This window comes from Sphingobacterium yanglingense (genome assembly GCF_004363245.1).
Classification (GTDB): Bacteria; Bacteroidota; Bacteroidia; order Sphingobacteriales; family Sphingobacteriaceae; genus Sphingobacterium; species Sphingobacterium yanglingense.
Window position 1 is genome coordinate 135,843 of record NZ_SNYV01000015.1, and the last position, 18,457, is coordinate 154,299.

Here is an 18,457-nt window from a genome sequence, read left to right on the forward strand (position 1 = left end):
TTGTCAAGACCTATAGCTGATCATTCATAAATCTACTTCTAATTCTACCTTGCGGCAATTTTTTCTTAAAAAATGTAGCGTTTCAGCGACAAAACCAAAATTAAAATAAGTGACCATCGTCACTATAAACCTTGACAAGCATCATTTAATATACAATTCATTTTAAGGAAATTTAAATGAAAATTAATTATAAACTAAAAGTTAAGGGGATTATGAGCGCTATCAAACCGGGGATTGATTTTTTTAAAATTGGTTTAAACAACAAAAGTAGCAGAGCTACCTTAAAATACTCTTCGCAAAAACATGCAGGTAGTATTGTAGAATCTATTATTAGAAAGCAAGGCCATAATATAAGTAAGCTGGCTAGATATATGAAGATTAGCAGGTGTACATTATACAATTGGTTTGAACATGACACCTTACCTTTTGATATATTAGTAAGAATCGGCTCTTATATTAATTATGATTTTTCTTCTGACTTTCCCGAAGTTTTTTGTCCAAATACAGACGCCCAATTAGCCCCCTCTCCTTTAGAAAACCAATTCACAGAAAATGAAAAGATTGACTATTGGATAAGAAAATATATCCTTCTATTAGAAAAATACAACGAGTGTCTAGTAAACCAAAATCATTCTCAACAATCCAAATGATTTCCTTAGTTCAGTACATTCGTTCAAAATAAATCCTCATATCCTTTCCGATATTTTTAGCTTGTATGTACAAAGATTAGTACTAAAACTTAATGATGTTCGTTTTTTTGGCTATTATCTCTGATTTGTATCCGTCTATATACACCTCACTAAAGAGACTAAACAGTACTTGATGGCCTCCTCCTCTATTTCTATCATTTAGATACATCTCCCTTTTGATTATCCATCGTTTAAAACTGTTGAAAAATCAAATGTTCAAACTGAAAAATGAAATTCTGCTGTTTTACAACTTTTCTCAAATTGATATACAACAAAAAACATCTTCATCACAAATAGAATACAACTAATAATTGCACACCTAACAATTCACTTCTTCTACAATTCTTGTTAAATCTGTTCAATAAAAATGTAAACTTTTGTAAAATATGTATACCATTTAAACACTTTAAATACAAAGTAATTTGCTGCATAAATTATTGATTGTTTTATACATAACTTAGTTGTAAAGAAGTTTTTCACATTTTAAGAAATAAAATCATGAGAACAAAACACCTGCTAATTATTATATATATACTCACTTTTTGCTCATGTGCACAAAAAAGAGATTTGGCTTATTTCAGCAATTTAGCTCAGCAAAGCGCGGAGGATAAAATACAATATGAACCTATAAAAATACAACAAAACGACCTCTTGAGGATAAATATAAATAGTCTTAACCCAGAATCGAACACGCTATTTACAGTTAATCGACAAAATACAGCAGGTACTTATGAAGGTCCGACAGGTTATAGAGTTGCTAAAGACGGCATGATTACGCTGCCCGTAATAGGTAATATTAAAGTGGAAGGTTTGACAATTACACAAACCCAGGATATGTTAATAGAAAAGCTAGCTAAATATGTTAAAGAACCAATGGTTGAAGTACAACTCTTAAATTTTAAAATTACTGTAATCGGAGAAGTAAATAAACCCTCGAGCTTTACCATACCTGGTGATCATATTAATTTATTAGAGGCGCTTGGTATGGCAGGCGATATGACGGTTTATGGTAAAAGAGAAAACGTATTAGTCATTAGAGAGCAAAATGGGAAAAGAATAATGAAAAGGTTGAATTTAAACCAACAAGCTGTTCTTAATGATCGCTTTTTTAATCTGATGCAAAACGATATAGTTTATGTGGAGCCGGATAAATCTAAAGCTATAGAGTATAGCCCTAGCACGAGAATTATGCCTATTGTTATCGCCTCTATATCGGCAGTAGCTGTCCTGATTTCAGCCATTTTAAGAAATTAATTACTTAAGGAATAAGATCATGTTTGCAGAAAAGAACTTAAACGGCCCTAAAGACTTTTCAGAAGCTCTGAAAAGGTTTATCAAAAACTGGCCCTATTTTTTAATTAGCATTACAGTAGCAATAGCATTCGTTTACGGCTTCTTGCTCATAACACCTCCTATTTATAAAATTAGCAGCACTTTGCTCGTACAAGACAATAAAGAGGGTACCTCTATGTCTAACGGCACTGCTTTTAGTGATTTGAACATGTTCCAAACCACCAAAACAGTTGAAAATGAATCTGAAATTTTCAGATCAAGAGATTTGATATCTAAAGTTTTAAAAGATTTGAATCTTGAGACATCATACTTTCAAAAAGTAGGTTTTAAAACAATAGAGTTATACGGCAATACATTACCTATTAAAGTAGAAGTACAGGAATTAAAAAAGGGGGCTTATTCCAGAGCGATAGAAATTACATCCATTAACGAAAACCAATTTCGCTTAACAGATAGTAATATTAATCTGATTGCAAACTATAATCAACCTATCAAAAATAAAAACTATACAATAGATGTAAAGAAAGGACCTGCTTTTAAAAATGAATATGGAAAAATAAATATTCAATTTCAAGATCTGTACAAACTGACAGAGGTATACAGTTTAGCCAAGTTGAATGTAGTTCCTGTAGTTAAAGATGCTAATACTATTGTAATTAGTTTGAACGATAATATTCCACAAAGGGGATTAGACATTTTGACAAATCTTATTGAAAACTATAATATTAATAATGTAAACAATAAAAATATTATCGCTCAAAACACAATTAAGTTTATAGATAACAGATTAAAATATTTAATAAACGACTTAGCTGGAGCGGAACAAGATGTAGAGAACTTCAAACAACAAAATCAAGTGACTGATCTCGGTATAGACGCACAATTAAATGCAACAAGGTCGGTTGAATACAATCAACTGTTAGCAGAATCAGTTATAAAGCTCGGACTGGTAAAATCTATCGAAGGTTATTTTCAAAGCAATCAAGCACAAGGCAGTTTAGCGCCAAGTGCCATGGGAATAGAAGATCCTATACTAAATGTGATGATTGGAAAGTTTAATGATTTGCAGGCAGAAAGGAATAGAATGCTTCGCACTGCTAATGCTGAAAACCCTCTGGTTTTAAATTTGAATGATCAATTATCAAGTTTAAAAAGCAATATTCTGGAAAACTTAAAGTCAATTAAAAGTGGATTTAATATCCAAAAAGACAATTTGCAAAAAAATTATTCACAATTCTATAGTAAAAGCAAATCTGTCCCTACCATAGAAAGAGGACTTTTGGAAAGAAGTAGAGAGCAAAGTGTGAAAACTGGCTTATACCATTACTTGTTGCAAAAACGTGAAGAAACAGCATTATCATTATCTACAACAGTACCTACATCACAAGTTATAGATAGACCCGCTTATAATACCACACCTATTGCTCCAAAAGCACAAATGCTTTATTTATGCGGTTTAGTCTTCGGATGCTTAATACCTGCAGGTCTTATTTATGTTAGGGGACTTTTCGACAATAAAGTTAGGGATGCCAGAACCATCGAGCTTACAGGTGCAAAATTGCTAGGCGAACTTTCCCACAATCTAGATAAAGGCGCCAATGTTTTTCAAACAGACCATCGCTCCACTATTTCCGAACTATTTAGGTACATACGCATGAATTTAAGCTTTATGACAAATCAACGTCATAAAGTCATATTGGTTACATCCAGTATGAAAGGGGAAGGAAAGACATTTTTTAGCACCAATTTGGCAACTACATTAGGAATGCTTAGTAAGAAAGTTGTTATTGTAGAACTTGATCTAAGGAGTCCCGTCTTATTAAAAAAGTTAAACTTATCATCAACGCTAGGAGTTACAGACTACCTTGATGATGAATTTATTTCTGTAGATGATATTATCCAACCCAGTCTATTGTCAGATAACGTCAGTATAATTGGATGTTCAGAAATTCCAAAAAATCCAGCAGAAATGATCATGAGCTCTAGAATTGATGAACTCCTAAGCGAATTAAGAAAACGCTTTGACTATATTATTGTAGACACATCCCCTGTTGGACAAGTAGCCGATGCTTTCAGTTTAGCGCCTTATGTAGATGTAAGTATTTATCTGGTAAGATATAATTACACAAACAACTATCAATTAGCTATCCTGAAAGACATTAACGACGAAAATAAGCTTAAAAATCTAATGGTAGTGTTTAACGACGCTAAGAGAGAAAAGAACCAAAAGTATGGTTATGGTGGCTACGGATATGCCATGCCCAATTAACATTTTCATAAAACCAATAAATAGATCTATTGCAATATTTAAAACAATAGCCATTATATAAATAAACTTACGTTGCACCTGACTTAAAATAAATGATCTGCAAATAATTATTTTAGCCGCCTCTTATTTACCCTTTATCTAATTACTTTACAAAAACACACGCTCATCACTGTAAGTGATATGGCGAAGCCTTGCTCCCCAGAGTAGCGAACCAGGAATTACATATTGTTCAGAAAATTCTATTGGGTCTAATAAAACAACACATTTTTTTACTTCCTCTTAAAGAATCTAACAATGGAAATGGGATTAAATTACAAAAGAAAACTTGAAAAAAACTGGCTGGTTATTTATGTACGTCCACGTTGGGAAAAAAAGGTTGATAAACTGTTGCAAGACCAAGGGATAGAGACTTTCTGTCCGTTAAGAACTACCGAAAACCAATGGGCGGATAGAAAAAAGAAAGTTAGTATACCACTTTTTACCGGTTATGTCTTTGTTAAAATAGATGATAGAGATCTTACAAAGGTTAGATATACGCTTGGCGTAATTAACTATATCTATTTTATGGGGAAGCCAGCTGTGATAAGGGAGTCAGAAATTGAACAGCTTAAGGAACTGGTGAAAACATATAATAACCTGGAAATAATCAACCTAAATGATCTTTCGCCTGGTGATAGAGTAAGAATTAGAAGTGGCTTATTCTATAATCACGAAGGTAAAATAATCAAAGTACAAGGAAAAACGGTCCTGATGTCGCTTGACCATATAGAATGTGCATTGGTAACCTGTATTGAGATTAATCATCTTGTAAAAGCTTCACCTTTAAACACAGCATTATGCACAAGATAAAACCCACAAGAATAGCCGTAATCGGGCTCGGGTATGTTGGACTTCCACTCGCAGTAGAGTTTGCCAAAAAGCATAAAGTTATTGGTTTTGATATTCTCCAACGGAGAGTGGATGAGCTTAATGAAGGTAAAGATGGTACTTTAGAGGTCAGTGAAGAAGAACTTAAAAAAGTGCTAACCTATGACCGTACAGATCCAAATGGATTGTATTGCACGAGTGAAAAAGACAAATTAAATTCTTGTCAAGTTTTTATCGTCACCGTTCCGACACCTGTTGATAAGAATAACAGACCAGATTTAACGCCATTAATAAAAGCAAGTGCACTAGTAGCAAGTGTATTAAAAAAAGGTGATATTGTCGTTTATGAATCGACTGTATATCCAGGTGTGACAGAAGATGAATGTGTACCTATTTTAGTAGAAAAATCAGGGTTAATTTATAACGAAGATTTTTTTGTAGGATATTCGCCCGAACGGATCAATCCTGGAGATAAAGAACATACTGTTGCCAATATACTAAAAATCACTTCGGGCTCTACACCAGAAACGGCGACTACAATTGATAATCTTTATAGATCTGTAATTGGGGCAGGCACACACAAAGCTTCATCCATAAGAGTCGCAGAAGCAGCAAAGATCATAGAAAATGCACAAAGAGACATCAATATTGCTTTTGTTAATGAATTAGCAATGATTTTTAATAGGCTGGGTATAGATACCACCGAGGTGCTTACTGCAGCAGGCACAAAATGGAATTTCTTGAACTTCAGACCTGGCTTAGTCGGTGGGCATTGTATAGGTGTTGATCCCTATTACCTTGCCCAAAAAGCACAAGAGGTGGGTTATCATCCCGAAATTATTTTGGCTGGGCGCCGCGTAAACGATGGAATGGGGTCTTATGTAGCAGATCAGCTTATTAAACAAATGATCTATAACGGCACGCATATCATAGATGCAGATGTGTTGGTGTTAGGATTTACTTTTAAGGAGAATTGCCCCGATGTGAGGAATACAAAGGTAATCGACATAGTTAGGAGGTTAGAAGAATATAAAGTAAAGGTCTGCATTCACGATCCTTGGGCCAACTCAGATCAAGTCAAACAAGAGTATGGTGTGATTTGTCAGAATGGAGAGTCGAAGAAGAGACAATATGATGCAATTTTAATAGCCGTCGCTCATCAGGAATTTAAACACCTCGACCTTACAAAGCTTTGCAAAGAAAATACAGTCGTTTACGACATCAAATCAGTCTTACCAAATACCATGGTAAGTGCACGCTTATAACAAATGACTTTAAAGGAAAAGACCATCTCTGGCGTAATATGGTCAGTAGGTCAGCAATTTGGTTCTAAACTAATTAGTTTTTCTATAACCATAGTGCTTGCTCGCATTTTAACCCCGGCAGAATTTGGGTTAATAGCTATGTTATCGGTATTTATATCCATCGGAAATACACTACTAGACAGCGGTCTTACTTCTTCGCTTATACGGACGACTGATGCAGATCAAAAAGATTTTTCTACCGTTTTTTATTTTAATTTGATAGGGAGCACAATACTTTATTTTATATTATATTTTTGCGCCCCTCTTATTTCATCATTTTACCATCAGCAAGTCCTTACAAGTATCATCCGTGTTTATAGTCTGATATTTATTTTAAATGCTTTCTTTGGTGTACAAAATACCCGTCTTGTAAAAGAGATGAGGTTTAAAACACAGACAAACATACAAATACCGTCCTCTTTAGCTGGAGGAATTTTAGGAATTATTCTTGCTAAAACCGGATATGGCGTTTGGAGTCTGGTATGGATGAGTTTATTTACCACATTTTTATCTACCATACTTCATTGGATATATTCGGACTGGCGTCCAGTTTTGATATTTGATAAAACAAGTTTTAACCGTCATTTTCATTTTGGTTATAAAATGACCCTATCGGGGGTACTTGATACCCTTTACCAGAATATATATACCCTTATTATTGGTAAATTTTACTCTGCTACGCAACTAGGATATTATTCCCGGGCCGATTCTATCAGTCAGCTACCAACAGCAAATATTTCAGCAGCTGTCAATAAAGTCACTTATCCGATGTTTTCAGAAATATCGCATAATAATGTGCAATTGAAAAGGGTGAACAAAAAAGTGATGCAGCAGGTTATTTTTTGGAATGCTCCCATATTGATTTTTATGAGTGCCACAGCCCAGCCTCTTTTTAGTTTTTTATTAACCGATAAATGGTTGCCAGCAGTACCTTATTTTCAAATACTTTGTATTGCCGGTGTAATGCAGCCCCTTCATGCGTATAATTTGAATATTTTAAAGGTAAAAGGCCGGAGCGATTTGTTTTTAAAGCTGGAGGTTATAAAAAAAGCACTAAGTGTAATAGGCATTTTGAGTGTAATACCATTCGGCATTTACGGTCTGCTATATTTTCAATTATCCTTTAATTTCATTGGCTTTTACATCAACACAATCTATAGCGGAAAGATGATTAACTATCCGGTGAAAGAACAGATATTCGATATTTTACCCACCATAATCTTATCTCTCTTTATTGGTATTTCAACTTATCTTCTTGATTCTTTCTTAGTGGATTCTTTTAATATTAACAATTTGACACGGATTATCATAAGTGCTCTATTTTATGCTCTTACTTATTTAAGCATCAGCAATCTTATAAACCTTACGGCAATAAAAGATTTTAAACAATTAATTCTAAAAAGATGATACCAGTAACTAAGCCATTTCTTCCTAGAGTAGAGGAATTTGAAAACTATGTAAAAAGTATTTGGGACCGCCAATGGTTAACCAATAACGGCCCTCTGGTTAATGATTTGGAACTTAAACTCAAACAGTATCTAAATCTGGGTTATTTATTATATGTATCCAATGGTACTATTGCTCTCCAAATGGCTATTAGAGCATTGGAATTGAAAGGAGAAATTATTACAACTCCATTCTCTTTTGTTGCTACGACGAATAGTATTTTATGGCAGGGCTGCAAACCAGTATATGTGGATATCGATCCGGATACATTCAATATTGATCCCAATAAAATCGAAGCTGCAATTACCCCTAAAACCTCTGCGATTTTGGCAACCCATGTTTATGGCAACCCATGTAATATTGATGCAATACAAAGTATTGCTGATAAATACGGTTTAAAGGTGATATATGATGCTGCCCATTGTTTCGGAACCAAATACAAAAACAGATCAGTTTTTGAATATGGAGACATTAGTACCACAAGCTTTCACGCCACTAAATTGTTTCACACCATAGAAGGCGGAGCAGTTTTTACGAAAAAACCAGAATTGTTAGAGAAAATGGCATTTATGCGAAATTTTGGATACAGCGGTCCGGATACCCTTGCGCTGGCAGGTATAAATGCAAAAAATTCGGAATTCCATGCAGCTATGGGGTTGTGTAACCTGGGTCATATTGATGCTATTTTGGAAAAGAGAAGATCTTTATCGCTGCATTATCGAGAGAACCTGAAAAAATTAAAAGTTAAATTTCAGTTCATTGATTCTGCTCCCGATTACAATTACGCCTACTGCCCGATTCTGTTTGATTCAGAAGAACTGATGCGTGATTGTCTTGTTAAACTTGAATTGGCAGGTGTATATTGCAGGAGGTACTTTTCCCCCTCTTTGGCTACATTACCGTTTGTAAGCCGTAAAAGAATGCCCGTATGCGATTCTGTGGTAAAGAGAATTGTTTGCCTGCCTCTGTATGATACACTCACCATCCCCGATCTGGATATGATCTCACGTATATTATTGAGAGCACAGAAATACCCTGTGAAAACCATCAATAAACAAAAAGGCTTTGGAGAATTGATTGCCAATCGAATAGAAAAAGTCATAAATGGTCATGAAAAAAAGTAAACCAGCTATGAAAAGTATAGAAACTGAAGTGATGGTTAGTATCTGCTGTGTAACTTACAATCATGAGAAGTATATAGCACAGGCTATTGAGGGCTACTTGATGCAACAAACATCTTTTAAATTTGAGATTCTTATCGGAGAAGATTGTTCTACCGATAATACCAGAAAAATTGTAGAGGAATATGTTCTAAAACATCCTGATAAAATAAAATTAATTACTTCAGAATCTAATGTGGGTGTCCACAATAACGCGGTACGAGTGAATAAAGAGGTAAAAGGTAAATATCTGACCCAATGCGACGGAGATGATTATTGGACTGACCCTTTAAAACTGCAAAAACAAGTCGATTTTTTAGAACAGAATCAGGAATATATAATGTGTTGTCATTATTCGAAAAGGATTAAAGAAAATAATGAAATATATTATATGAATTTAAATCCAAAACCAATAGTCTATTCGTTTGAGGATATATTATTCGATAATGATTTTGAAACAGTACTCAATACAATTCTCTTCAGAAATACGACCGAAATTAGAGAAATTTACTCAACCGATTGGTTCTTTAAATTTAATGCCCCAGACAGATTTCTTAAACTTTATTTAACATTTACTTCCGGAAAGAAAATCTATGTTTTACCCGAAATAATGTGCTGCTATAGAAAGCATTCAGGAGGCATATGGAGCATGTTGAAAGCAAAAAGTTTAAAACAAAAAACACTTGACGATTTGTACTTGATTATTGAAATTTTTAAATATTCCCGCGTTCAAAAAATCAAGTTGCTTCTCTATTATCTTAAAAAATATTTCCTATTTGAAGTTAGAGATCACAGCCTACAAAATGCTTTTAGTACAATAAGAACCATATTGTAAGTGGTTAGAAAATATAATTATACATTAAATAACTTCCGATATGAAATATCTTAAGATTATTATTTTATTCTTAGTTTTCTGCAATCTTCCAAGTTATTTCTTGGTTAAAGCTAATGCCGCAATCGGTCAGCTTTTAAGCTACAGCACCTTCCTTCTCATCATCGTTTATTATTTTTTTAGCGAGAATAAAAAGCCGATAGTTCCATTTATCGTGTTTGGCCTTTTATTCTTTTTAATATCGATCATAGTCAGTGCACAAAATGACGATGGTTATTTAGTAACGCTTATTAAATATTTTATTGTCATAGTTATGGGTGCAAGTGTTGTAAGCGATACCACAAGGGAAGATATATATGTAGTACTTTTGCTAGGATGTTTAAGTATAATTTTTGAATCTATTTTTATTGAAGGTATTGGTGGCAGATATAGAGGGTATTATATAAACCCTAATGCAGCTGGCTATGCTTGTATATTAGGATATTCCCTAAGTTTCTCAATAAATAATAAAAAATTAAAAATCATTGGCCAATTACTGTTTTCAATTGCAGGCTTTCTTACTTTCTCCAGGACTTTCTTATTAATCTGGATATTAGTCAATTTGATATCTTTATTAATCAATTATAGAAATGTATATAAAATCCTAGTAGGTATTGTTCTATTTGGTCTGTTTCTTTCATTTGGAGATAAGCTGGATTTAAGTACGAAAAGAATGCATGCTTTTTCAGGAATACTTGAAGGAAAAGTAAATGAAGATTTAAAGGAAGAATCGAGAACAGAAACCTGGTCCCATTATTACAATCAAATTTTAAACAATCCAATCTTGGGTAATGGATACCATTCCTTTAGTGGAGAAATTTTTGGACCTGAATACAATTCTTATACTGTAAAAAATGGTGTACACAACACTTTTTTAATGGTCATTGGTGAAGCCGGCTTTTTTGTCCTTCTCTATTTTCTATGGATATATGGATCTTTTTTAATTAATGGCATAAGAATGTTTCATGATAACCCGGTAATTTTTCTGGTTTCATTTTCTTTAGTAATGTACATGCTTACCAATCATAATTATTTTGAAAATAACCTGGTATTATTTGTTTCGATGTGGCTATATATTCAAATAGATCTGAGCAAGAAAGTGTCTGAAAAGAAACATTTAGATCTTCACCAAGTCAAGAACTATCAGGTTGAGTATCTAAATATAAATGCATTTTAGTATGTGTGGAATTTATTTAACCAATATTCCCATTGAAGAGGAGGCCGTAAAATTAAAGCTGGAATCCATACAATTCCGCGGGCCGGATTATTTAGGGATTCAAAAAGTATTTGATTTGACTTTTGGACATTTACGACTATCCATTTTAGATTTAAATGTTCGTTCACATCAACCTATGACGTTTGAAGACCTCGTTATAGTGTTCAATGGTGAAATTTATAACTTTCAGGAGTTAAAAACAGATTTAGTAGCTCTAGGGTATACTTTTGATACAACCAGTGATACGGAGGTGTTACTAAAAGGTTATAAAGAGTGGGGAGCTGCTTTAGTGCCGAAACTAAACGGAATGTTCGCTTTTGCTATATATGATGCCACATCAAGAAAAATATTTTGTTCACGCGACCGCTTAGGTGTAAAACCCTTTTATTATTCATGGAAGGACGGTGACTTTGAAATTTGCAGCCAGTTACGTCCAATAAGCCAACACAAACAAATAAACAATGAAGCCGTATCCATGTATTTGGACTGCGGTTATATCCCCAGCCCATACACGATCTATCAAAATGTCTATAAATTACCTCCCGGGAATAATCTGGAGATTGATTTGGACAGACAAAAATACGATGTTAAAGAGTACTGGAATCTGAAGGAGGTCGCCGAAGTGAGCTTGTCTTATAATGAGGCCAAAGAGAAGTTGCACACTCTGTTAAAAGATGCCGTAAAAATAAGATTGCAAGCAGATGTGCCTTTTGGATCATTTCTCTCCGGAGGAATAGATTCTGCTCTAATATCCAGTATTGCTTCAACGGTTTCAAAGGATCCTATCAAAACATTTTCGATAGGCTTTGAGGATCCGGAATATGATGAAAGCAAGATCGCTGCAGAATATGCAAAAATTATAGGTTCTGAACATACAGAAACAATTTGTAAAGCAACAGATATTTTAGAAATGATTCCCCAATTGGTAAAAGTGTTCGATGAACCTTTTGCTGATAGCTCTGCATTGCCTTCTTTACTATTGAATAAAATAACGAAACAATCTGTTACCATGGTCTTGTCTGGAGATGGAGGGGATGAAAGTTTCTTTGGATACAACCATTTTAGATTAGTGCCTTACGCAAATAAAATTACGTTTGTGCCCTATTTTTTGAGAAAAATGGCAGCCAGCGTATTGAGTTTTAATTTCCTAGGTGCACGCGCACTTTCCTATAAAGGAATACTCAATGCTGCTTCAAAATATGACTTCATTGCAGGTATATTTGTTGGATATGACTCTCTTCTAAAGAAGAGAAACTTTAATTGGTTGTCTCACTATAATGGTTATAAAATATGGTCGAAAGATTTGTTACAGGCAACAGCTGATTTAAACATTAAATTGTGGCTAGAAAACGATAGTAATGTAAAAGTAGATCGTGCCAGTATGGCTCATTCAGTAGAAGTAAGAAGCCCATTTCTGGACTATAATATCATTGAGTTTGCAAGAACACTTCCTATATCATTTCGTTGCGAAAAAGGCCGGAGAAAAAAAATACTAAAGGATATCCTGAAAGAATACATTCCTGAAGAAGTATTTGATCAACCCAAAAGAGGATTTGCTGTTCCTTTAGCCGGTTGGATAAGAAATGAACTGCGTAATGAATTTGAAGAAAACCTAACAGACGATTTTTTACTTCAGATTCCCATTTTAAATACCCCCAGATTTAAAGATATTTTTAGAAAGCATTTAGAAGGAAAGCATGACTATTCATCTTTTATTTGGAGAATATATATTTTGTCTAAGTGGTATCAGGAATTTGGATTTTATAAAAAGATTGCTGTCCAATAAATACCTTTAGCACCGAATAATAATATCGTTTACTTCTTCTTTAACTAAAAAAAATTGTTTTAAGCATTTAAGGCTTTTCTAAATGCTTTTAATCCTTGGTTTGCCCCATTTAATATTTTGATCATTGAAGTTTTCCAGATAGTTGTCAGCTATGAAATACTCCTAGTTAGCGAAGCCCCATGAGTATTCCATTCCGATAACTCGGAATAGGTTAATGACAGATAAAAGACAGATTAAACACCTATGAAATATCCATGTAGCAAAGGCTACACAAATAAGAATGACCGCGAAGCAGCATGCACACCAGTTACAACAATCCGTGCATAATATAGTTTGGATATTCCATATGGCCGTTAAAAGTCAAATTATTTACATATGAAAAATAAATTATTTTTTGTTATTAATAACCTTCATAGTGGAGGGGCAGAAAGAGTGTTATCTATATTGGCGAATGAATTTAGTAAACAAGGGCTGAGCGTTTTTATTCTTTGCCTCAACGAAGCGGAGCCTGGGTATCAAATTTCACCTCATGTCAGGATGATTAATTTATTAGAGAAGAGGGATAAAGAAAATATTTTTAACCGTATTAAATATGCATTATTAATATTTCTGCGATTGTCCAAATTACTTATTAAAGAAAAGCCGACTTGTGTTGTCTCTTTTATGACCACGGCAAATCTATGGACTGGTTTAGCTTGCTCTCTAATTAAAACACCCTTTATCGTTTCAGAACGAACGACCCCTGATCATACGATTAATTCATTCAACTTCTTTTTAAAAAAGATTTCCTATATCATATATAAAAAATCTAAGGCTGTAGTTATACCAGCCAAAGGAATAGAGGACTGCATTAGAAAGCATGGATCTTTTAAAAGATTAAATAATTTCAAGATTATCAGAAATCCTTTAAATGTATTTAAATCGCCCTCTGCAAAACCTGTAAACAGTAAGAAGTTCATCTTAGGCGTCGGTCGACTTTCCTATATTAAGGGATTTGACCAACTAATTAAGGCATATAGTAAAATTAAAGCTGATGACATTGATTTATTAATTGTTGGTGGCGGAAGTGAATATGAAAACCTATCCAATCTAATTGAAAAATTGGGTATACAAAATCAGGCTAAACTAATCGGGCCAAAAGATAATCTACAGGATTACTATAATCAAGCGGAATTGTTTGTTCTACCATCCAGAAATGAAGGATACCCAAATGCTTTAATAGAAGCGATGAGTTTTGGCTGTCCTTGTATTGCAATGGACTGTGAGTTTGGTCCATCAGAAATAATAGAAAATGAAGCAAATGGAATTTTAATAGAGGCAAATAACATTGGTAAACTTACTTCAGCAATGGATAATTTATTAGCCGATGAAAGCCTTAGAATAAAAGTCGCAAGCAATGCGCAGTTAATAAATCAGATAAATTCTATAGAAAATATTCTTCCAAAATGGAAAGATTTGATATTGCATAATGCATAATCCATGTCCTTTCTTTTATTGTAATAGATATTCAACCACACTAAACTTCAGAATTATGAACATTCCATTTTCACCTCCGTTTATTGATCAAACGGTCATTGACCAAGTCGTACAAACACTTCAAGATAAGTGGATTACAACAGGACCTAAAGTTAAAGATTTAGAGCAAGAAATAGTTAAACTTACCAATTCGGATGCGGCAATTTGTGTAAATTCCTGGACATCCGGAGCAATACTGATGTTAAAATGGTTTGGGATTAAGGAGGGAGATGAAGTAATAATACCTGCTTATACCTATTGTGCTACCGCTTTAAGTGTTTTGCATTGTGGTGCCGTTCCTGTAATGGTAGATATCAACGATGATTTTTGTATCGATCCTGAAAAAGTCAGAAAGGCAATAACTCCGAAAACAAAAGCTATTATAGCTGTAGACATCGCCGGATGGCCGTGTAATTATGCTGAACTAAAAGCTATTATCTTGGATTCGGAGGTGAATAATATGTTTACAGCAGAGTCTGACAAACAGCAACTTTTAGGACGTATCTTATTGATCGCAGATGCAGCACATTCTATAGGCGCAACGTATAACGGTTTGTCTTCAGCTAAAATGAGCGATATCGCTATATTTTCGTTTCATGCCGTAAAAAATATCACCACAGCCGAAGGTGGGTGTATATGCTTAAATCTCCCACGCAGTTTTAATGCCATGACAGAATATGAATTTCTAAAGATATATACACTTAATGGACAAAATAAAGATGCCTTGGCTAAATCAAAAGGTGGCGGCTGGCGTTATGATATTTTATTTCAAGGGTTAAAAATTAATATGCCGGATATATGTGCTGCTATTGGTTTGGCACAAATAAAAAAATACAGTAATGAGTTATTGCCTCAACGTAAAGAAATAGCCTCAAAATATTGCAAGGGATTAGCGCAAATGAGTTGGTTTATCAAGCCTCCGCTGCAGGATGACGAGCGAGAATCATCCCACCATCTGTTTCCGCTACGAATAATGGGTATTAACGAAGCACAACGGGATCAAATAATAGATGATTTGGCTCAACTGGGTGTAGCGGCCAACGTACATTTTATACCGATGCCTATGCTTACCTATTTTAAAAACCTTGGGTATCATATAGAAGATTATCCGGTCGCCTATAAGCAATATTCATGTGAGATTTCATTACCCATTTACCCTCAGCTTACAGATGCCGAAATACAATTTATCATCGAATCGGTAATTGCCACTGTACAAATTCAGCTGAACAAACCAGTACAGGCAGAGGTGAAAGATAAAATTAAGAGAACAAGAAGACCAATCGTTTCAACAAGAATTTTTGGATATGGACACTAAACGCATATTTGATGTTTTATTAGCCTCATTTGGCCTGATTGTACTTAGTCCGGTTTTTGTAGTAATTGCGATACTGATACTTCTAGATTCAAATGGAGGAGTATTCTATCGTCAGATCAGGGTTGGGAAGAACGTGGAAGATTTTCCGTTGCTCAAATTCAGAACAATGTATGTTCATCAGACAGACCAGCAACTGCTTACCATAGGTAATCACGATACTCGTATCACAAAAATTGGATATTGGTTAAGAAAATATAAACTGGATGAATTACCTCAGTTATTAAATATACTAAAAGGCCATATGAGTTTTGTCGGACCGCGTCCCGAGGTTCGTAAATATGTAAATCTTTATAACGAGGAGCAAATTAGGGTACTCTCTGTTAAACCGGGAATTACCGATTGGGCTTCAATTGAATTTTCTGACGAATGTGAACTTTTGGCAAAGACCAATGATCCGGAGCATTTCTATATAGAAGAAATAATCCCATTAAAAATCGCACAAAATCTGAGATACATCAATAATCATGATTTATGGGTCGATCTGAAAATCATATTTCTGACTTTAAGAAAAATTGCGATTGGATAAAGCAGTCAATTAATACGATTCAAAAACTCATCAACAAAATGAAAATAGTTCACATTATAGGCGCACTTAGAAGAGGTGGAGCAGAGCGCTTTGTTGTCGACTTATGTAATGAGCTGGCAAAGAATGATCATTATCAAATATATTTAATTTCTCTTTGTGATAATGATGCAGATACTACTTTTCTTAATGAAATCAGCGGGAATATAAGTTATTTATCCCTACACAAGGGCAAAGGTCTAAATTTCCAGGTACTTTTTAAATTGACCAGTTGGCTGGTTAAGCAAAAAGCGGATGTAGTTCACACGCACTTAAATGCTTTTGAGTATTTGCTTTTGTATCGATTTATGAGTGGTAGTTGCAAGTTTTTTCACACCATCCATTCAACAGCCCAAGCCGAATGTCCGAATTTTCTAATTAAGGCATTTCGTAAAACGCTGTACAAGAAGAATAAGGTAATTCCTATCGCAGTTTCAAATGATGGGGGCAAATCATTTAAAAAATATTATGGTTTGGATAATGTTATTGTAATTGAAAATGGTCGTCCATTTTTAACTCTGACTGATGAATATCCTGTACTTATTAAAAGATATAAAGAAAATATAAACTCTTTCCTTTTAATTCATGTGGGAAGGATTATGAAAGTGAAAAACCAGCAGCTATTAATTGAAGCTGTACAAAAGTTTAATGCAAATGAAGAGAAAAAATGCAAGCTATTAATAATCGGTGATGTTCGTGATGAATCCGTATATCATCATCTTTATTCAATGATAAAAGACGACCCTTACGTTGAGTTTGTTGGAGGAAAAGAAAATATCGCTGATTTTCTAAGTATGGCAGACTTTTTCTGCTTATCAAGCTTTTATGAAGGCATGCCTATATCCTTAATTGAGGCATTATCAGTTGGATGTATATCTATTTGTACTAAGGCCGGTGGTGTTAAAGATATGATTAAGAATGAGGAGACCGGCTTCTTGAGCAATGATAACAGTGTAGATTCATATTATCAAACGATAAAAAGAGCGGTTTTCTATCCCGACAAACAAAAGATAAAAGAAAATAGCCTGAATTCTTTTAAACAGCGCTATCATATAGGAACTTCATGTAAAAAACATGTAGATGCATACCTTGTTTTCTAAACATAAATACTAAATAAACAGAACCTTTTAAGAATTTGCATAATCAGGTTTGGATAATGAAATTCTTGTTATTTAATCTTGACGAAAACATGAATAACGTAATTGACAGGTATTTTGGTGCAGACAAATGGAATATAGGATTTGTGGAACAATCTGCTGCAGATTTAATCCGGAGAAAAAGATTTAATGGAAAAGTAGTATGGTTGGAAGAGGATGAAGCGCATTATTCGGCAGACCCCTTTGTTGTCAAAATTAATTCCAGTCTTTTCATCTACTATGAGGAGCTTAACTTTTGGAAAATTAAAGGCAAAATTTCGAGAATTAAAAATTTTAATTTTAGCACTAAACAAAGGATATCTGGCCTTACACCAAAAGGGATCCATTTTTCGTATCCATACATTTTTGAAGAAAAGTCAAATCTTTATTGCATTCCAGAAACAGCAGATGCAGGTGAAGTAAGTCTGTATCAGCTGGATCATGAAAATGCTACCGAACTAAAGAAGAAAAGGGTTTTACTAATGGGGCCACGCTATGTAGATACTTCGATTATCCACTACAAGGGAAAATATTGGCTATTTACCAATATAGATGGCATGTTAAATGATCTATACATATACTATTCAGATTCATTAGAGGAGGAATTTAAACCACATGCGTTAAACCCCATTCCGGTAAGTTCAAAAAATTGCAGGAGTGCCGGAAACTTATTTATAGTAAACGGGCAACTTTACCGCCCAACTCAGAATCTGGAAATCCGTTACGGAGGATCCATAATTATCAATAAGATTTCTGAACTTTCTGAACATTCATTTAAATCAGATCCTGATTTTGAATTATTACCGGAGGCCCCTTATCTGGAAGGTATGCATAATATCAGCTTTGGAAACGATTTGATTGTTGTCGATGGAAAGAGAAGAACACATTCTCCCATTACTCCCGTACATAGATTATTAAAAAAAGTTCTTTACTAAAATAGTATGCCCTATTGGCACATAATGTTAGTT

General features: G+C 34.2%; 15 protein-coding genes. All 15 read left to right on the forward strand.

Going from position 1 to position 18,457, the window contains the following annotated elements:
• The first annotated feature begins 176 nt into the window (after positions 1-176).
• Complete coding sequence (locus tag CLV99_RS14335) at positions 177-650, forward strand: helix-turn-helix domain-containing protein (protein WP_133585207.1); 474 nt, start codon at positions 177-179, stop codon at positions 648-650.
• A gap of 537 nt (positions 651-1,187) precedes the next feature.
• A complete protein-coding gene (locus tag CLV99_RS14340; protein WP_133585208.1) occupies positions 1,188-1,943 on the forward strand; it encodes a polysaccharide biosynthesis/export family protein in 756 nt (251 codons plus the stop codon).
• 19 nt (positions 1,944-1,962) lie between these two features.
• Entirely contained in the window at positions 1,963-4,251 is a 2,289-nt protein-coding gene (locus tag CLV99_RS14345; RefSeq protein ID WP_133585209.1) for a GumC family protein, read from the forward strand.
• Positions 4,252-4,545: 294 nt separating this feature from the next.
• Positions 4,546-5,100, forward strand: coding sequence for a UpxY family transcription antiterminator (locus CLV99_RS14350; protein ID WP_133585210.1), 555 nt, complete (start codon positions 4,546-4,548; stop codon positions 5,098-5,100).
• Positions 5,088-6,383 carry a nucleotide sugar dehydrogenase gene (locus tag CLV99_RS14355; RefSeq protein WP_133585211.1) on the forward strand — a complete coding sequence of 432 codons (1,296 nt, stop codon included), beginning with the start codon at positions 5,088-5,090 and terminating at the stop codon, positions 6,381-6,383. Before CLV99_RS14350 ends, CLV99_RS14355 begins: the two co-directional genes overlap by 13 nt.
• Before the next feature lie 3 nt (positions 6,384-6,386).
• Positions 6,387-7,829 (forward strand): lipopolysaccharide biosynthesis protein, encoded by a 1,443-nt coding sequence (locus CLV99_RS14360; protein WP_133585212.1) that lies wholly within the window; start codon positions 6,387-6,389, stop codon positions 7,827-7,829.
• On the forward strand, positions 7,826-8,992 hold the full coding sequence (locus CLV99_RS14365) for a DegT/DnrJ/EryC1/StrS family aminotransferase (RefSeq protein ID WP_133585213.1): 1,167 nt from the start codon (positions 7,826-7,828) through the stop codon (positions 8,990-8,992). Before CLV99_RS14360 ends, CLV99_RS14365 begins: the two co-directional genes overlap by 4 nt.
• A gap of 7 nt (positions 8,993-8,999) precedes the next feature.
• A complete protein-coding gene (locus CLV99_RS14370; protein WP_246032775.1) occupies positions 9,000-9,863 on the forward strand; it encodes a glycosyltransferase family 2 protein in 864 nt (287 codons plus the stop codon).
• 40 nt (positions 9,864-9,903) lie between these two features.
• Positions 9,904-11,076 (forward strand): O-antigen ligase family protein, encoded by a 1,173-nt coding sequence (locus CLV99_RS14375; RefSeq protein WP_133585214.1) that lies wholly within the window; start codon positions 9,904-9,906, stop codon positions 11,074-11,076.
• 1 nt (position 11,077) lies between these two features.
• On the forward strand, positions 11,078-12,901 hold the full coding sequence (asnB, locus tag CLV99_RS14380; protein ID WP_133585215.1) for an asparagine synthase (glutamine-hydrolyzing): 1,824 nt from the start codon (positions 11,078-11,080) through the stop codon (positions 12,899-12,901).
• A 375-nt stretch (positions 12,902-13,276) separates the two neighbouring features.
• Positions 13,277-14,377: a glycosyltransferase gene (locus CLV99_RS14385; RefSeq protein ID WP_133585216.1), complete on the forward strand. Its 1,101-nt coding sequence runs from the start codon at positions 13,277-13,279 to the stop codon at positions 14,375-14,377.
• 55 nt (positions 14,378-14,432) lie between these two features.
• Positions 14,433-15,731, forward strand: a complete 1,299-nt coding sequence (locus CLV99_RS14390; protein WP_133585217.1) for a DegT/DnrJ/EryC1/StrS family aminotransferase — start codon at positions 14,433-14,435, stop codon at positions 15,729-15,731.
• Complete coding sequence (locus tag CLV99_RS14395; RefSeq protein WP_133585218.1) at positions 15,721-16,317, forward strand: sugar transferase; 597 nt, start codon at positions 15,721-15,723, stop codon at positions 16,315-16,317. The genes CLV99_RS14390 and CLV99_RS14395 overlap by 11 nt, the downstream gene beginning before the upstream one ends.
• A complete protein-coding gene (locus CLV99_RS14400) occupies positions 16,263-17,453 on the forward strand; it encodes a glycosyltransferase family 4 protein (protein WP_133585219.1) in 1,191 nt (396 codons plus the stop codon). Before CLV99_RS14395 ends, CLV99_RS14400 begins: the two co-directional genes overlap by 55 nt.
• Before the next feature lie 89 nt (positions 17,454-17,542).
• Positions 17,543-18,424 (forward strand): glucosamine inositolphosphorylceramide transferase family protein, encoded by an 882-nt coding sequence (locus tag CLV99_RS14405; RefSeq protein ID WP_133585220.1) that lies wholly within the window; start codon positions 17,543-17,545, stop codon positions 18,422-18,424.
• The last annotated feature ends 33 nt before the right edge of the window (positions 18,425-18,457 follow it).